14 protein-coding genes are annotated in these 16,828 nt (G+C 65.4%); 13 read left to right on the top strand and 1 reads right to left on the bottom strand.

Features of this window, described 5'->3' with window-relative positions:
• The first annotated feature begins 156 nt into the window (after positions 1-156).
• Entirely contained in the window at positions 157-1,821 is a 1,665-nt protein-coding gene (locus ACFOD4_RS06520; RefSeq protein WP_379595123.1) for a ribonuclease J, read from the top strand.
• 44 nt (positions 1,822-1,865) lie between these two features.
• Here the strand turns inward: ACFOD4_RS06520 and ACFOD4_RS06525 are convergent, their stop codons facing one another.
• Positions 1,866-2,996 (bottom strand): acyltransferase family protein, encoded by a 1,131-nt coding sequence (locus ACFOD4_RS06525; RefSeq protein WP_379595124.1) that lies wholly within the window; start codon positions 2,994-2,996, stop codon positions 1,866-1,868.
• 290 nt (positions 2,997-3,286) lie between these two features.
• On the opposite strand from ACFOD4_RS06525, the gene ACFOD4_RS06530 reads away from it, so the two are divergent.
• From ACFOD4_RS06530 to dxr, 12 genes are all read left to right on the top strand, one after another.
• Entirely contained in the window at positions 3,287-3,544 is a 258-nt protein-coding gene (locus ACFOD4_RS06530; protein WP_379595125.1) for a DUF1467 family protein, read from the top strand.
• Between the two features lie 303 nt (positions 3,545-3,847).
• Complete coding sequence (gene proS, locus ACFOD4_RS06535; RefSeq protein ID WP_379595126.1) at positions 3,848-5,158, top strand: proline--tRNA ligase; 1,311 nt, start codon at positions 3,848-3,850, stop codon at positions 5,156-5,158.
• Positions 5,159-5,165: 7 nt separating this feature from the next.
• Positions 5,166-6,419: a lipoprotein-releasing ABC transporter permease subunit gene (locus ACFOD4_RS06540; protein WP_379595127.1), complete on the top strand. Its 1,254-nt coding sequence runs from the start codon at positions 5,166-5,168 to the stop codon at positions 6,417-6,419.
• Complete coding sequence (locus ACFOD4_RS06545) at positions 6,412-7,092, top strand: ABC transporter ATP-binding protein (RefSeq protein WP_379595128.1); 681 nt, start codon at positions 6,412-6,414, stop codon at positions 7,090-7,092. The genes ACFOD4_RS06540 and ACFOD4_RS06545 overlap by 8 nt, the downstream gene beginning before the upstream one ends.
• A 31-nt stretch (positions 7,093-7,123) precedes the next feature.
• Positions 7,124-10,570, top strand: coding sequence for a DNA polymerase III subunit alpha (dnaE, locus tag ACFOD4_RS06550; protein ID WP_379595129.1), 3,447 nt, complete (start codon positions 7,124-7,126; stop codon positions 10,568-10,570).
• A 192-nt stretch (positions 10,571-10,762) separates the two neighbouring features.
• A complete protein-coding gene (gene rpsB / locus ACFOD4_RS06555; RefSeq protein WP_379595130.1) occupies positions 10,763-11,602 on the top strand; it encodes a 30S ribosomal protein S2 in 840 nt (279 codons plus the stop codon).
• Positions 11,603-11,630: 28 nt separating this feature from the next.
• Entirely contained in the window at positions 11,631-12,542 is a 912-nt protein-coding gene (tsf, locus tag ACFOD4_RS06560; protein WP_379595131.1) for a translation elongation factor Ts, read from the top strand.
• A gap of 161 nt (positions 12,543-12,703) precedes the next feature.
• Positions 12,704-13,423, top strand: coding sequence for a UMP kinase (gene pyrH, locus ACFOD4_RS06565; RefSeq protein ID WP_379595132.1), 720 nt, complete (start codon positions 12,704-12,706; stop codon positions 13,421-13,423).
• Positions 13,424-13,439: 16 nt separating this feature from the next.
• Positions 13,440-14,012, top strand: coding sequence for a ribosome recycling factor (gene frr, locus ACFOD4_RS06570; protein WP_379595133.1), 573 nt, complete (start codon positions 13,440-13,442; stop codon positions 14,010-14,012).
• A gap of 8 nt (positions 14,013-14,020) precedes the next feature.
• Entirely contained in the window at positions 14,021-14,782 is a 762-nt protein-coding gene (uppS, locus tag ACFOD4_RS06575; RefSeq protein WP_379595134.1) for a polyprenyl diphosphate synthase, read from the top strand.
• Between the two features lie 2 nt (positions 14,783-14,784).
• Positions 14,785-15,651, top strand: a complete 867-nt coding sequence (locus ACFOD4_RS06580; RefSeq protein WP_379595135.1) for a phosphatidate cytidylyltransferase — start codon at positions 14,785-14,787, stop codon at positions 15,649-15,651.
• Entirely contained in the window at positions 15,642-16,814 is a 1,173-nt protein-coding gene (gene dxr, locus ACFOD4_RS06585) for a 1-deoxy-D-xylulose-5-phosphate reductoisomerase (RefSeq protein ID WP_379595136.1), read from the top strand. Before ACFOD4_RS06580 ends, dxr begins: the two co-directional genes overlap by 10 nt.
• The last annotated feature ends 14 nt before the right edge of the window (positions 16,815-16,828 follow it).

The following is a 16,828-nucleotide window of genomic DNA, read 5'->3' on the forward strand; positions in this document are numbered from 1 at the left end:
GCGAAACGCCTCATGCACCCCATCTGATTGCAAAGTTCTTTGCCCAGGCGCCGCTCTCCTTCCGGGATCGACGCGGCCAAGGGCCTTGGTGATCTGCCCCGATGGCACCTGCAAATCGATGATGAGAATGATGAACAAGACCACTAGTGAGGATAGATGAACCTGATTCAAGCAGAAGACGACCTGGCTTTCATTCCCCTTGGCGGCACCGGCGAAATCGGCCTGAACCTCAACGTATACCGTTGTGACGGGCAGTTGCTGGCTGTCGATTGCGGGCTGGGCTTTGGCGGCAACGACAATCCGGAAGCGGAGGTCATGGTGCCGGACCCGTCCTGGCTGGCCGATCGCCGCGACAAGTTGGTGGGCTTGGTTATCACCCATGCGCATGAGGACCATATCGGCGCCATAGCGCCCCTGTGGCCGCAGCTCCGCTGCCCGATCTATGCCAGCCCCTTTACCGCCGCCGTGCTGCGCCGAAAGCTTGGTGAGGCAGGGCTGATGGGGCAGGTGAAGCTGGTGACCGTGCCGCTTGGCGGGTCGATGGAGCTGGGACCGTTCGGCGTGCGCTTCATCCGTGTGACGCACTCGGTGCCGGAGCCGCAATCCATCGCGATCACCACGCGTTACGGAACGGTGCTGCATACGGGCGACTGGAAGCTGGATCCCGACCCGTTGATCGGCCAGCCGGCGGATGAGGAAGCCTTCGCGGCGCTGGGCCGCGAAGGCGTTCTGGCCATGATCTGCGACAGCACCAATGCGCTGGTGGAAGGCCATTCCGGCTCCGAGGCCGATGTGCGGCGCTCGATGACCGCCTTGCTCCGGCAGATCAAAGGACGGGTCGCGGTGACCTGCTTCGCCACCAATGTGGCCCGGGTTGAGAGCATCTCGGTGGCTGCCCGGGCAGCCGGACGACAGGTGGCCTTGTTTGGGCGCAGCCTCCGGAATGCCGAGGCGGCCGCCCGCGAATGTGGCTACCTGCAGGATGTGCCGGCCTTCCTGTCGGAAGACGAGGCCGACGACGTTCCGGACGATCAGCTGCTGATCATCTGCACCGGCAGCCAGGGCGAGCCGCGTTCGGCCATGGCCAAGATCGCGGCAGATACCCATCCCCGCATTTCCTTGGGGGAGGGAGACACGGTGATCTTCTCGTCCCGCATGATCCCGGGCAATGAGAAAGCCATCTTGCGCATGCAGGACGAGCTGGCTCGCGGTGGTTGCCGCGTCATGACGGCCGATGATCATATGGTGCATGTTTCCGGCCATCCGGCGCGGGACGAGCTGAAGAAGCTCTACTCCCTTGTGAAGCCGCGCTTCGCTGTGCCGGTGCATGGCGAGTGGCGACACCTTCAGGAGCATGCGGCCCTGGCACGGCAGATGGGCTCCACGCCCATCCTGGTCGATGATGGCGATGTGCTTCGCCTTGCCCCGCTTTCAGGCAATACGCGCCCCGAAGTGGTGGAAGGAGTTGTTACGGGCCAGCTGGTGGTGGATGGCGACCGGCTCTTGCCGCTCGACGGTCCGGTGATCGCTGCTCGGCGAAAAATGCTGTTCAACGGGGTTGTGGTGGCTTCGCTGGCCGTGGATCGGGATGGCCATGTGCTCTCCACGCCGCAGCTCTCCGCGCCGGGCCTGTTCGAGATGGGCGACCTGGAGCCTGGCCAGATCGCCGACGAGCTGGCGCGGGCCATTACGGATCTGCCGGCGCCGCTGCGGGAAGCCGATGACCTGCTGCGGGATGCCGCCAGGACCGCGCTGCGGAAGTCCGTTTCACGTCGGCTACGTAAGCGGCCTTCCGTAGAGGTGCATATTCTCCGCGTGTAGCACCGTTGCCGGACAGGCAGGATGAAGCAGGCCTTGTCCAGAGATCAGGCCTGTTCCATCGCTCCCCGGCGCGAAGCTTGGCGCCGCGGCTGCGGAACCCGCCGTGCCAGACGGTGGGCCGGCTGCTCCACGAGCATGTGCAGGGCGAAGGCCAGCGGCAGGGAGAGCGGTATGGCCAAGCCGGCGATGGCCCAGTCCGGCAGCATGCCGCGAAAAGCATGGGCCAGCGCCAGCATCAAAGGCATATGGATCAAGTAGAGGCTGAAGGAGATCTTGCCCAGCCAGAGCAGCCCGGCTTGTCGCAGGGTTCTGGCCAGTGGGCCTCCGCGCTCCGCCAGCAAGATCAACAAGGCCGAGGCAGCAATCACGCCGTAATCATGCGCTGCCATCACCATGACCAAAATAGCTGTACCGGCTGCAACGGCTTGAGTCTGATCCAGCTTCACTCCCGGCCGGAGGGCGAGTGCCGCACCTGCAGCGAAAGCCGGCAAGAAGCCAGCGCTGGCAGCAAGGCTTCCGGGCAAGCTTTGACCGAGCGCAACCTGGCCCTCCGGCATGCCGGCAAGCCGGGCGATGGCCGCGCCCAGAAGCGCGGTGGCAAGCAGAAGGGCCACCCGGCCGCGGAACAACAGCACCAGCGGCAGCAGCAACGCGATGCGCCATTCATGCACCAGCGACCAGAGCACCGGATTTAGCTGGAAGCCGTCACCGCTCCGCAGCAGCAGGGCCTGACTAACCACGTCGCTCCAGGTCCACATATCGCTCCAGATGGCCCCGGCGAGGATATGCGGCGTTCCGTCGGGGAGCGGGCCGCTCCAGAACATCGACTGGAGTGCCGCGGAGAAAAGAACCACTGCCAACACAGGAATACCGAGGCGGATGGCTCGCTGCAGCCCGTACTGCGCCCATCCTGAAACCGTCAGGACGCTGCCCGGACGTTTGCGCTCCTGCCGCAGCAGAGCCAGGGTCAACACGTAGCCGCTCAGCACAAAGAAGAAGATAACGGCCTGACGGCCCATGCCGATGGGCCGTAGCGGGGTATCGCTGAACAGCCAGACGAGCCAGGATGGCTGCTCGCTCAGGCTTAGCCAAGCATGATGCAGGACAACCACCAGTGCAGCGATGCCACGCAGGGAATCAAGTTCGATAAGACGTTGCGGGGCTTGAGCCGACATGGAACTCCCGGGGGGATCGGGCCGGGGACAACAAGGTCCGTGGCCGGTTAAGCACGATCCAAGAAGGATCGTGGCCGGTGAACCCAGCAAGCAGGACAGTGTGGCGAAATCATGCCACTGCGCTTTGGGTTCTCAGCCCTGCAACGCCGCTCGGGGCGGAAGGCTTTGGCTTCAAGTTCACCATGCTGTGAGTATGCCGCCGGCGCTGCTGCTTGCCGTAAGGGAGAGCACTGGTTCTGCTGGGTCTCTGCGGTTACGCAGATGGCATTGGGGGAGGGGAAGGATATCGCATGAACTGGTTCACCGGCATCATGGTGTTCGTGCTGGTCTGGTGGGTGATGTTGTTCACCGTCCTGCCAGTGGGCATCCGTCCAGACGAGGATGGCGTGACGGGGGGTTGGCGCGGCACGCCGCGAACGCCGCGCATTGGCCGCAAACTGCTGTGGACCACTCTTCTCGCATGCGGAGTTTTTGGCTGTATCTACTTACTGGCGACCAGCGATCTCCTGAGCTTTCGAGAAGGCTGGCTAGCCCTGAACATTACGTAGGCAAACGGACTGGTTTAAAGCATCATTTGCCTATTAATCGCGCATCTACGTTTGCTCCGCCTTTTTTTGCGGCGAAATCTCAGGGTTTTTGCATTGCAGCAAACATCAGGCGCGGTCAGGATCATAAGCAGAAAGAGAGTTGGTTCTCTTTCTGCCGTGTGACTGGCGTTTCCTCCCTAAACTCGGGGCCGCATCTTAGGATGTGGCCCTTCTTTTTTCCGGCACGGCGGCCTGGACTCCGCCTCTGGCGCATTGTCGAGGCAGCCTTTACCTTCCGCCAGCCTGTTATCCGGAGCCCATGCCTTGCGCCTCTCCCGCGCCTTTCTTCCGACCATGAAAGAAGTTCCTGCCGAAGCGGCCATCGCTTCGCACAAGCTGATGCTGCGTGCTGGCATGATCCGGCAGACCTCGGCCGGTATATATGCGTGGCTGCCGCTAGGGCTGCGCGTGCTGCAGAAGGTCAGCCAGATCGTCCGGGAGGAGCAGGACGCGGCCGGGGCGCAGGAAATCCTGATGCCGACCATCCAGAGCGCCGATCTTTGGCGCCAGTCCGGCCGCTACGACGATTACGGTAAGGAGATGCTGCGGATCACCGACCGGCATGATCGCGACATGCTCTTCGGGCCGACCAACGAGGAAATGGTCACCGATCTGTTCAAGAGTTATGCGCGGTCTTATCGCGATCTGCCGCGCAACCTTTACCACATCCAGTGGAAGTTCCGGGACGAGATCCGCCCACGCTTCGGCGTGATGCGCGGCCGGGAGTTCCTGATGAAGGATGCGTATTCCTTCGACCTGGACGCGGATGCGGCGCGCCTTTCCTACAAGAAGATGTTCGTGGCCTATCTGCGCACCTTTGCGCGCATGGGATTGAAGGCCATTCCGATGCGTGCCGACACCGGCCCCATCGGCGGAGACCTTTCCCACGAGTTCATCATCCTGGCCGAGACGGGCGAGAGCCAGGTCTACCTGCACAAGGACCTGCTGGAATTCGATGTCCTGGCGCAGAAGCCGGATTACGATGGCGATCTCGACTCTACGGTTGATTTCTGGACCAGCCGCTACGCCGCCACCGATGAGATGCATGACGAGGCCGCCTGGAACGCGCTGGGTGCGGAGAACCAAGTCTCGGCGCGGGGCATCGAGGTCGGCCACATTTTCTATTTTGGTGACAAGTATTCCAAGAGTATGGGACTGACGGTCGCTGGTCCGGATGGTGGTTCCGTGGTGCCGCAGATGGGCTCCTACGGCATCGGCGTATCCCGTTTGCTAGGGGCCATCATTGAGGCTCATCATGACGAAGCCGGCATCAAGTGGCCCGAGGCCGTGGCGCCGTTCCGCTGCGCGATCCTCAACCTGAAGCCCGGTGACCTTGGCTGCGACGCGCTGTGCGAGAAGCTCTACGCCGCACTGCCGGGCGACACGGTCATGGACGACCGGAGCGAGCGAGCGGGAGTGAAGTTTGCCGATGCGGACCTGGCCGGCTACCCGTGGCAGGCCATCATCGGTCCCCGCGGTGCGGCGGTGGAAAAGATCGAGCTGAAGCGCCGCGCCACCGGCGAGCGCGAGGAGGTTTCGATCGAAGAGGCCTTGCGCCGCATCATGGGCCACTGACGCAGCGATGTTCGGAGCCTTCGAGCGGAAGGTCGCGTTCCGCTACCTGCGGGCGCGCAAGGGTGAGCGCTTCGTTTCAGTGATCGCCACCTTCTCGCTGGTGGGCATCGCGCTGGGCGTGGCCACGCTGATCATCGTGATGAGCGTGATGAACGGCTTCCGGCAGGAGTTGCTCGGCCGCATCCTGGGACTGAACGGTCACCTCGGCGTGTATGCCGCGGGGCCTGGTGGCCTGCGCGACTATGACGACATTGCCGACCGGGTGCGCCAGCTGGCCGGTGTTTTATCGGCGACGCCCATCGTGGAAGGCCAGGTTCTGCTGACCAGCGAGGCCGGAGGCGCAACGGGCGGACTGGCGCGCGGCATCAAGCCGGAGGATCTACGACAAAGACCGCTGCTGGCCGGCAATATCCGCGCCGGGAGCCTGGATGACTTCCAGGGCGACGATGCCATCCTGATTGGCACGCGGCTGGCCCAGAAGCTCGGCGTACGCGTGGGCGACAAGGTGACGCTGGTGTCGCCACAGGGCCGCGCCACGGTGATCGGCACAGTGCCGCGACTGCGTGCGTACACGGTGGTGGCGGAATTCGAGGCGGGGATGAACGAGTATGATTCATCCTATGTCTTTCTGCCATTGCCCGCAGCGCAGGTTTACTTCCAGCTCCGCGACGCCGCCTCGCAGATCGAGGTCTTTGTCGAGAACCCCGATCAGGTGCGTCGCGTGACTCAGGAGATCATCCGCGCCCTGCAGCCCATGCCGTTCCGGGTGCTGGATTGGCAAGCCAGCAACTCCTCCTTCTTCGCGGCAGTGCAGGTGGAGCGGAACGTCATGTTTCTGATCCTGACGCTGATCATCATCGTTGCCGCCTTCAACATCATTTCCTCGCTGATCATGCTGGTGAAGGAGAAGGGGCGGGATATCGCCATCCTGCGCACCATGGGCGCCACCAGTGGCGCCATCATGCGCATCTTTCTGATCTGTGGCTGCTCGATCGGCGTATTGGGCACGCTGATCGGCTTCGTCCTGGGCCTGGTGTTCTGCCTGAACATCGAGAGCATTCGACAGGCGCTGCAATCCCTGACGGGCACGCAGCTCTTCAGCCCGGAAGTTTACTTCCTGACCCGTTTGCCAGCGGTGGTGGACCCGCAGGAAGTGACACAGGTGGTGCTGATGGGCCTGGGCCTGTCCTTGCTGGCGACGCTGTATCCGTCCTGGCGCGCGGCCAAGACCGATCCTGTGGAGGCGCTGCGCAATGAGTGAACCGCGCCTGCGGCTCGAGAAGGTCGAGCGCCGGTACCGCACCGAGGCCGGCGAATTACCGGTTCTGAGCGGAGCCGAGCTGTCGTTGCAAGCGGGTGAAATCGTCGCGCTGGTTGCGCCATCCGGCACCGGCAAGTCCACCTTGCTGCATCTGGCCGGATTGCTGGAACGCCCCGATGGCGGCGAGGTCCTCATCGATGGAAAGCCGGCTGGCAGGCTTGGGGACGAGGCACGCAGCGTCCTGCGTGGAAAGTCCATCGGCTTTGTCTACCAGTTTCACCACCTGTTGCCCGAGTTCACCGCGTTGGAGAACATCGTCATCCCGCAGATGGTGAACGGTGTTGCCGAGGCTGCCGCGGCGAACCGTGCCCGCGAATTGCTGCAGGGATTCGGCTTGGCAGAGCGGGCCGGTCATCGGCCGGGTCGCCTGTCTGGCGGCGAGCAACAGCGTGTCGCCATCGCCCGCGCGCTGGCGAACCGCCCCGGATTGCTGCTGGCCGACGAGCCAACCGGCAATCTTGATGTCAGCACCTCGGACCGGGTGTTCGCGCAGTTGCTGGAGGCGGTGCGGGGCGCCGGCGTTGCCGCGCTGATTGCCACGCATAATCCGGATCTGGCGGCGCGGATGGACAGGGTGGTCACGCTGCGCGAGGGCCGCGTCGTCCCCGCCTGAACTGCGCGACCGGCTGTGCTATGCTGCCGGCATGACCGGCAGCTTTGTCCACCTTCACAACCATTCCGCCTATTCCCTTGCCGAGGGCGCCATCAAGGCCGAGAAGCTGGCGGACCTTGCCAAGGCCGGCAACATGCCCGCCGTGGCCCTGACCGACACGGCCAACATGTTTGGCGCGCTCGAATTCGCCAAGGCGTGCGCCGGGAAGGGCGTCCAACCCATCATGGGTTGCCAGCTCTGGCTCGGCCGCGGCGCCACGGATGACAGGCCGGAGGTGGCGCGACTTGCGCCCGATCGCGTCGTGGTGCTGGCGACAAACGCGCAGGGCCTTGAGAATGTTCAGCGGCTTTCCTCGCACGGGTTTCTGCGCGACGATCCCTGTGGCAAGCCTGCGGTCACGCTGGAGCTTCTGCGGCAGCACGCCGAAGGTGTGTTTCTGCTGACGGGCGGTACCCACGGACCGCTGGGCCGGCTCCTGGTGGAGGGGCGCAGGGACGCGGCGCTGGGGCTGCTGGATGCGCTGCAGGAAAGCTTCGGCGACCGGCTTGCAGTGGAATTGACCCGGCACGGGCTGGAGCTGGAGCGCAGCCTCGACGCCGCGATGGTGGCCCTGGCTGATGCGTCCGGGCTTCCTCTGGTTGCGGCCAACGACGTCTACTTCGCAAAGTCCGCGATGTACGAGGCGCATGACGCGTTGTTGTGCATCGCCGAGGGACGTACCCTGGCCGAGCCGGACCGCCGCCGCCTGACACCGGAGCATTACTTCAAATCGGCCGCCGATATGCGCGCCCTGTTCGCCGATCTGCCCGAGGCCTGCGACAACACCCTGGCCATCGCGAGGCGCTGCGCCGTGATGGCGGAGACGCGCAAGCCCGAGCTGCCCATCTGCCCCAAGGTGCAGCCTGGCATGACCGAGGCCGAGACAGTGCGTGACATGGCCCGTCGCGGGCTGGAGGCGCGGCTCGACGCGCAGGGCACGGAAGAGCGGGAGGTCTACCGGGAGCGCTTGAATTTTGAACTCGACATCATCGAGAAGATGGGCTTCTCGGGCTACTTCCTGATCGTCGCCGACTTCATCCAGTGGGCCAAGCAGCAGGGCATTCCCGTAGGCCCGGGCCGCGGGTCCGGCGCCGGTTCCGTCGCGGCCTGGGCGCTGCTGATCACCGACCTCGATCCGTTGCGCTTCGGCCTGCTCTTCGAGCGCTTCCTGAACCCCGAGCGCGTGTCGATGCCCGACTTCGACATCGATTTCTGCCAGGATCGGCGTGACGAGGTGATCCAGTATGTTCGCCGCGAATATGGCGAGGACCGGGTGGCGCAGATCATCACCTTCGGCCGCCTTCAGGCCAAGGCGGTGGTGCGTGATGTCGGCCGCGTCATGGGCATGCCCTACGGGCAGGTCAACAAGATCGCCGAACTGATCCCGTTCAATCCTGCCAAGCCCGTTACGCTGCAGCAGGCGATCGACGGCGAGCCGCGCCTGCAGGAGATGCGCGAGGCCGACGAAACCGTAGGACGGCTGATGGAGACGGCCCTGGTGCTGGAGGGTCTCTACCGCAATGCGTCCACCCATGCGGCCGGGGTCGTGATCGGCCGCAAGCCGTTGATCGATACGGTTGCGCTCTACCGCGATCCGCGCTCCGACATGCTGGTGACGCAGTACTCGATGAAGTATGTCGAGAACGCCAGCCTGGTGAAGTTTGACTTCCTCGGCTTGAAGACATTGACGGTCTTGCAGCGCGCGGTCGAGATCCTTCGGCAGCAGGGGATCGAGATCGACCTGGCCAGCCTCCCGCTCGACGATGCGAAGACATACGAGATGCTGGCGAAGGGCGACTCGGCCGGCGTGTTCCAGTTCGAAGGGCAGGGGATGCGGGACTGCCTCCGCATGATGCGCCCTGATCGTTTCGAGGATCTGATCGCCGCCGTCTCCCTTTATCGTCCGGGTCCGATGGCCAACATCCCCGCCTACTGCGCCCGCAAGCACGGCGAGGCCTGGGAGCCGGTTCACCCGGCGATGCGCCATTTGGTCGAGGAAACCTACGGCATCCTGGTCTACCAGGAGCAGGTCATGCAGATCAGTCAGGACGTGGCTGGCTACAGCCTTGGCGGCGCCGACCTCCTGCGCCGCGCCATGGGCAAGAAGATCCGCTCGGAGATGGAGGCTCAGCGCAAGATCTTCGTGGACGGCGCCGTGAAGAACGGCGTGCCGGAGGGCAAGGCAGGCGAGATTTTCGACCTGATGGAGAAGTTCGCCGAGTACGGCTTCAACAAGTCGCACGCTGCCGCCTATGCGCTGGTCGCCTACCACACGGCCTATTTAAAGGCGAATCACCCGGTGGCGTTCCTGGCCGCCTCCATGACGCTCGACATGGACAAGACGGAGAAGCTGGCCAACCACATGCAGGAGGCCTCGCGCCTCGGCATCCCCGTGCTGCCGCCGGACGTGAACCGTTCGGCCGCCGAGTTCAAGGTGGATGTGGCGGAGGATGGCACGCCCGGCATCCGCTTTGCCCTGGCCGCGGTGAAGCGGGTCGGGCTGCAAGCGATGAAGGACTTGGTGGCCGCGCGGGATCAGAAGGGTCCGTTCCGCTCGGTGGCTGAGTTCGCGGGCCGGGTGGATCCGAAGCTGCTGAACAAGATGCAGTTGGAGAATCTCTCCCGTGCCGGCGCCTTCGACAGCCTGGAGAAGAACCGTGCCAGGATGACAGCGGCGGCGGAGGTGTTGCTGCGCCGCGCCCAGGCCAGTGCCGAGGAACGCAGTTCCAGCCAGATCGGCCTGTTCGGCGGCGGCGACGCCGCGCCTGAGCCGCTGCGTATGCCGAACCTGCCCGACTGGCCGGAACTTGAGCGGCTGAGCCAGGAGGCCGAGGCCGTCGGCTTCCACCTCTCGGCCCATCCATTGGACACCTATCGGGATGTGCTGGCGAAGCTGCGCGTCACCTCGATCGCCCAGTTGCAGAGCCGTGCAGAGGCTGGCGTGGGTGTGCTGCGCATTGCCGGGACGGTGGTGAACAGCAAGGAGCGGACGACGCGCACTGGAAGCCGCATGGCCTGGGTCAGGGTTTCCGACAGCAGTGGCAGCACCGAGGTGACTTTGTTCTCCGAAGTGTTGCTGAAGAACCGCCCGTTGCTGGTGGAGGGCAACGCCATCCTGGTCACCACGGAAGCGCGGATGGAGGGCGAGACACTGCGCCTGACGGCGCAAGGCATCGAAGCGCTCGACAAGGCCGCGGCAAGCATCGGGCAGACTTTGCGCCTCACCATCGAGGACGAGGCCGCGTTGGCGCCCATCCGCGAATTGTTGGAGCGGGAAGGTCAGGGGCAGGGTCAGAAACGTGGCCGGGTGTCGCTGATCCCGCGCCTCGGCCCGGGGCAGGAGGTGGAGCTGATGCTGCCGGGCCACTACAATGTCTCGCCCAGGCTTGCGCAGATCATGAAGGTATTGCCGGGCGTGGCCCATGTGGAGGCCGGCTAGCGGCGAGCCTTGATCACAGCCCCCTGGCTGTGCCATATGCCGCCCTGCCTGGCGCGGGGTGGTCCTGCGCCTCGGCAAATCCGCACGCGGCGCCCCCTTCCATCCACCGATGACAGGGTCCGGTCCCGGGATATCCCGGGCATAGCGCCGCGGAGGCTCAACCGGGCTAGATCTGAAGGAAGGACCGCCGCCATGGCGATGCCAGAAGTTTCCCTGCGCCAGCTGCTCGAGGCCGGTGTCCATTTCGGCCACCACACCCGCCGCTGGAACCCGCGCATGGCGCCGTACATCTTCGGCGTGCGCAACCAGGTTCACATCCTGGACCTGCAGCAGACCGTGCCGCTGATGGACCGTGCGCTCCGCACCGTGCGTGACGTGGTGGCCGGCGGTGGCCGCGTGCTGTTCGTCGGCACCAAGAAGTCGGCGGCCGAGTACGTGGCCGAGGCCGCGACCCGCTGCGGCCAGTACTACGTGAACCACCGTTGGCTCGGCGGCATGCTGACCAACTGGAAGACCATCACCGGCTCCATCAAGCGCCTGAAGCAGATGGACGAGCAACTCGGCGGCAACACCCAGGGTCTCACCAAGAAGGAGATCCTGATGCTGACCCGTGAGCGCGAGAAGCTCGACCGCGCGCTGGGTGGCATCCGCGAGATGGGCGGCCTGCCCGACATCATCTTCATCATCGACGTGGTGAAGGAGAAGCTGGCGATCGAGGAGGCTAACAAGCTTGGCATCCCGGTTGTCGCCGTGGTCGACTCCAATGCCGATCCCGAAGGCGTGGCCTATCCGATCCCGGGCAATGACGACGCGATCCGCGCCATCAACCTGTATTGCGACCTGATGGCTGCCGCCGTGTTCGACGGCATCTCGGCTGAGCTGCAGGCTTCCGGTGTCGATGTCGGTGCGGGCGAGGAGCTGCCTGCCGAGGACCTGCCGGAGGAAATCGCGGAAGGCGTCGAGGGTACGGCCCTGGCTGAAGCCGATGCGATCGTGGGCGAGAACGCCCCGGTGACCCCGACCCAGGCCTGAACCGAGCCGTCGAGACAGGAGCGACTCCATGGTTGACGTTACCGCCGCAATGGTCCGCGATCTTCGCGAGAAGACCGGCGCTGGCATGATGGACTGCAAGAAGGCGCTGGTGGAGAACAATGGCGACGCCGAGGCCGCCATTGACTGGCTGCGCAAGAAGGGTCTCGCCGCCGCTGCCAAGAAGTCCGGCCGCGTGGCGGCCGAGGGCTTGATCGGCACGGCTACCGGCCCGCAGGTCGCCGCCATGGTCGAGGTGAACGCCGAGACAGATTTCGTGGCGCGCAACGACCAGTTCCAGGCCTTCGTGGCGGAAGTCGCGGGGCTGGTGCTGACGGTGGGTGACGACGTGGAGGCGCTGAAGGCGGCGACCTACCCCGGCACGACCCACTCGGTGCAGGACGAGCTGACCCGCCTGATCGCCACGATCGGCGAGAACATGACCATCCGCCGGGCCAAGCGCCTGTCCGTGCCTTCGGGCGCGGTCGCCACCTATGTCCACAGTGCGGTGAAGCCCGGGCTGGGCAAAATCGGCGTGGTCGCAGCCCTCGAGGCAGCGTCCGAGATCGAAGCGCTGGAGACCCTGGGCCGACAGATCGGCATGCATGTCGCCGCAACCCGTCCGGATGCGCTTGACATCAACGCGGTCGATCCCTCCGCGCTGGAGCGCGAGAAGGCGGTCCTGACCGAGCAGGCCCGCGCTTCCGGCAAGCCCGAGAACATCATCGAGAAGATGGTCGAGGGCCGTGTCCGCAAGTACTACGAGGAAGTGGTGCTGCTGGAGCAGGTCTGGGTGCATGATGGCGAGAGCCGCGTGCGCGCCGTGGTGCAGAAGGCCGGCGCCAAGCTGACGGGCTTCGCCCGCTTCCAGCTCGGTGAGGGCATCGAGAAGGAGACCTCGGACTTCGCCGCCGAGGTCGCGGCCGCCGCTGGTACTGCCTGAGCATCATTGACGACATGGCCGGGCCGCCGATTGCCGGCGGGCCGGCCCTTTCTGCAAGCGGCAGCCTTGCCGTTGACCAGGACGTGAGCTTGCCGGGAGCGGATGCCGTCCCTATCGTGCCGCACGCTCCCTACTGACTTCCCAGCGACCGGAATCCGACCATGGCCACCCCGATCTACAAGCGCGTTCTGCTGAAGCTTTCGGGTGAGGCCCTGATGGGGGGTCGGGACTACGGTCTCGACAACTCCACCGTCCGTGCCATCGCCGAGGACATCAAGGGTGCCGTCGACCTGGGCGCCGAGGTGTGCGTCGTGGTGGGCGGCGGCAACATCTTCCGCGGTGTGGCGGGTGCGTCCTCGGGCATGGACCGTGCCCAGGCCGACAGCATGGGTATGCTGGCCACCGTGATGAACGCCCTGGCGATGCAGAACGCGCTGGAGAAGGCGGGTGTTGATACCCGCGTTCAGTCCGCGATCCCGATGAGCAGCGTTTGCGAGCCCTTTATTCGCCGCCGCGCGCAGCGGCACATGGAAAAGGGGCGGGTGGTGGTGTTCGCCGCAGGCTCTGGCAACCCCTTCTTCACCACGGACACGGCCGCCGCCCTGCGCGCCGCCGAGATGAACTGCGACGCCCTGTTCAAGGGCACCCAGGTGGATGGCGTGTATTCGGCCGATCCCCGCAAGAACCCCCAGGCCGAGCGCTACGCCACCCTGACCTATCTGGACATGCTGGCGCGCGATCTGGCGGTCATGGACGCCGCTGCCATCAGCCTGGCGCGCGAGAACAAGCTGCCGATCATCGTTTTCAATATCCACGAGAAGGGCGCCTTCACCTCGGTGATGCAGGGCGAGGGCCGCTTCACGACGGTTGTGGATCAATAAGAAGGACGCCACGCTCATGGCTGCCCCCGCGGATCTGAACACGCTGAAGCAAGATCTCACTCGCCGCATGGATGGCGCATTGGAGTCCCTGAAGAAGGAATTCTCCGGCCTGCGCACCGGTCGCGCCTCGCCGGCGCTGCTGGAGCCTATCCGCGTCGAAGTGTACGGCGCCAACCAGCCGCTGTCGCAGGTCGCGAATGTGTCTGTCTCTGGGCCGTCCATGCTGTCTGTCCAGGTCTGGGACCGCCAGGCCGCGAAGGCCGTGGAAGTTGCGATCCGTGATTCGGGGCTCGGGCTGAACCCGCAGACAGAGGGTCAGACCATTCGCGTGCCATTGCCGCCCCTGACCCAGGAGCGCCGCAACGAGCTGGCCAAGCAGGCCGCCAAGTATGCCGAGGCCGCCAAGGTCGCGGTTCGTGCCGTGCGGCGCGACGGCATGGAGCAAATCAAGGCCTGGGAGAAGAAGTCCGAGATCGGCAAGGACGAGGCCAAGAATTGGTCTGACGAGGTGCAAAAGCTGACCGACGCCACCATCAAGAAGGTCGACGACGCCCTCGTGGACAAAGAGAAAGACATCAAGGCCGTCTGAGCCGCAGCATGAGCGCCGCACCCCTGAACCAGCCGCTTGCGGCGCTGCCGGATGCTGCTGGGCCCACTGATGTGCCCCTGCATGTCGGCCTCATCATGGATGGCAACCGCCGATGGGCGAAGGCGCGGGGGCTTCCGCGCGCACTCGGGCACAAGGCGGGTGTCGACGCGGTCCGACGCACCGTGCAAGCCTCAGCGGATGCCGGGATCGGCTGGCTGACGCTGTTCGCCTTCTCCTCGGAGAACTGGCAGCGTTCCGCCGACGAAGTTCGCGACCTGACCGGGCTGCTGCGCATCTATTTGCGCCGCGAGGTCGGCGCGCTGGCCAAGAATGGGGTGCGTCTCAGGGTCATCGGCGACCGGGAAAGGTTTGGGCCTGAGACGGCTTCGGCCATCGCGGCTGCGGAAGCGGCCACGCGAGACAATTCCCGCCTGAACCTTACCGTTGCGCTATCCTATGGCGCCCGAGCTGAGATCGCGCAGGCGGCGAAAGCGGTCGCTGCCGAGGTCGCGGCCGGCAGGCTCGATCTATCCGCCATCGATGAGGCGGCGTTGGGACGACATCTCTCCACTGTCGGCATGCCAGATCCTGATCTGATCATCAGGACCTCCGGCGAGCAGCGCCTGTCGAACTTTCTGCTTTGGCAGGCTGCTTATGCGGAGTTCGTCTTTCTCGACGTGCTCTGGCCGGACTTCGACGCCACCCACCTCGATCAAGCGCTGGGTGAGTATCGCCGCAGAGTGCGGCGCTTCGGCGCCGGCAGCGGCTGAGCATGTCCTCTCCATCCGCTCCGGCGGCAGATCGGGCCAAGCGTTGGCGGGATCTGAAGAAGCGCGCCATTTCCGCTGCGGTGCTTGGGCCCGGCGCCCTGCTCTGCGCCTGGCTGGGCGCCGAGGCCTGGACAGCCCTGATGGCGGTTGCCGTGGCCTTGCTCTGCTGGGAATGGGTGAGGCTATGCGGCCTGCGGAGCCATCTCTGGCCCGGCATGGCGCTACCGGCCACGGTGTTTCTCGCCTGTGCCTGTGCGGTGTTCGGCCAGTCCTGGCTCGGACTCTGCGTTCTGATGCTCGGATTCGCCGTAACCTGGACGGTGCCGCCCCGGTTGCATCGCAAGCAAGGTCCGCCGCCACCTGCCTCCTGGCTGGCGCTGGGCGTGCTGTATATCGGCATTTCCGGCATCTCGCTGATCGCCCTTCGGCACGACAATGAGGCGGGCCGCGACAATGTGCTGTTCCTGTTCTTCGTCGTCTGGGCCAGCGACATCGGGGCCTACCTATTCGGGCGCCTGATCGGGGGTGCCAAGCTTGCGCCCGCCATTTCGCCAGGCAAGACGTGGTCGGGCGCGGCGGGTGGGCTTCTGTGCGCCATGGCGGTTGGCTGGATCGCGGCCGACTGGCTGGTGTCTGGCAATCCGCCCGCCCTCAAGGTGTTGTGGGTGGCGGCGGTGCTTGGTGTCGCAACCCAGCTGGGCGACTTGCTGGAAAGCTGGGTGAAGCGCCACTTCAACGTAAAGGACAGTTCCATGCTGATCCCCGGCCATGGCGGCTTGCTTGACCGGCTGGATGGGCTGATGGCTGCGGCGCCAGTGGCTGCGTTGCTGGCCTTCATGGTCGGCTACGGGGTGCCGCTGTGGCGCTGAAGCCCCGTCGCATCACCGTGCTGGGAAGCACAGGCTCCGTCGGGCGCAGCACGGTGGCTCTGCTCGATGCCGCACCGCCCGGGAAGTTCGAGGTCGCGGCGCTGGTGGCGGGCCGTGATGCGGAAGGCCTGGCGGCGCAGGCTCTGCGTCTGCGACCGGCCATGGCCGTGCTGGCTGATGAGCAGGCCGCGCCCGAACTTCGGCGGCGCCTGGATGGCTCGGGCATCGCCTGGGCGTGCGGACACGACGCCGTGCTGGCAGCCGCCGCCTTGCCGGCCGACTGGACCATGGCAGCTATTGTAGGCGCGGCGGGATTGCAGCCCATCCTCGCCGCCCTTCGCCGCGGCGGCACCCTGGCCCTCGCCAACAAGGAAGCGCTTGTCTGCGCCGGTGACCTCGTGCATCAGGCCGTGCAGGAGGCAGGCGCCACGCTCCTGCCTGTCGACTCAGAGCATAACGCGATCTTTCAGGCGCTGGATGCCCGTAACCCTGCGGCGGTGGAGAAGATCGTCCTGACGGCTTCAGGCGGACCCTTTCGCACCGCTAGCCGAGAGGTGATGCGGCGGGCGACCCCCGCCCAGGCTGTTAACCACCCGGTCTGGTCCATGGGCGCCAAGATCAGCGTCGACTCCGCGACCATGATGAACAAGGGCCTTGAGCTGATCGAGGCGGCGAGGCTGTTCCCGGTGCCCGAGCCACGCATCGAGATCCTGGTGCATCCGCAATCCACCGTGCACGGCATGGTACAGTATGCCGACGGCTCCATTCTGGCGCAGCTTGGCACGCCCGACATGCGGACGCCCATCGCCCATGCTTTGGCCTGGCCTGACCGCATGGTGGTCGATGTGCCGCGGCTGGATCTGACAGCGCTGGCGCGGCTGGATTTCCTGGCGCCGGATCCAGAGCGCTTCCCGGCGCTGCGCCTTGCTCGTGAAGCCTTGCAGGCCGGCCCCGGCGCCACCACCATCCTGAATGCCGCCAATGAGGTGGCTGTGGGCCTTTTCCTGCAGGAAAGGCTCGGCTTTCTGGACATTGCTGCGGTGGTGGAGGATTGCTTGACGGCCCTCGGCAGCCCAGTCGTGCCTGACCTCGACGCGGTCCTGGCGCTGGATGCTCAGAGCCGGCAGGATGCCGCCTACCGGGCCGCCCGCAGGGCAGCCTGAGATCGCGGCGGCGC

Origin of the sequence: Teichococcus globiformis (assembly GCF_042646265.1) — a bacterium.
GTDB classification, from domain to species: domain Bacteria; phylum Pseudomonadota; class Alphaproteobacteria; order Acetobacterales; family Acetobacteraceae; genus Pseudoroseomonas; species Pseudoroseomonas globiformis.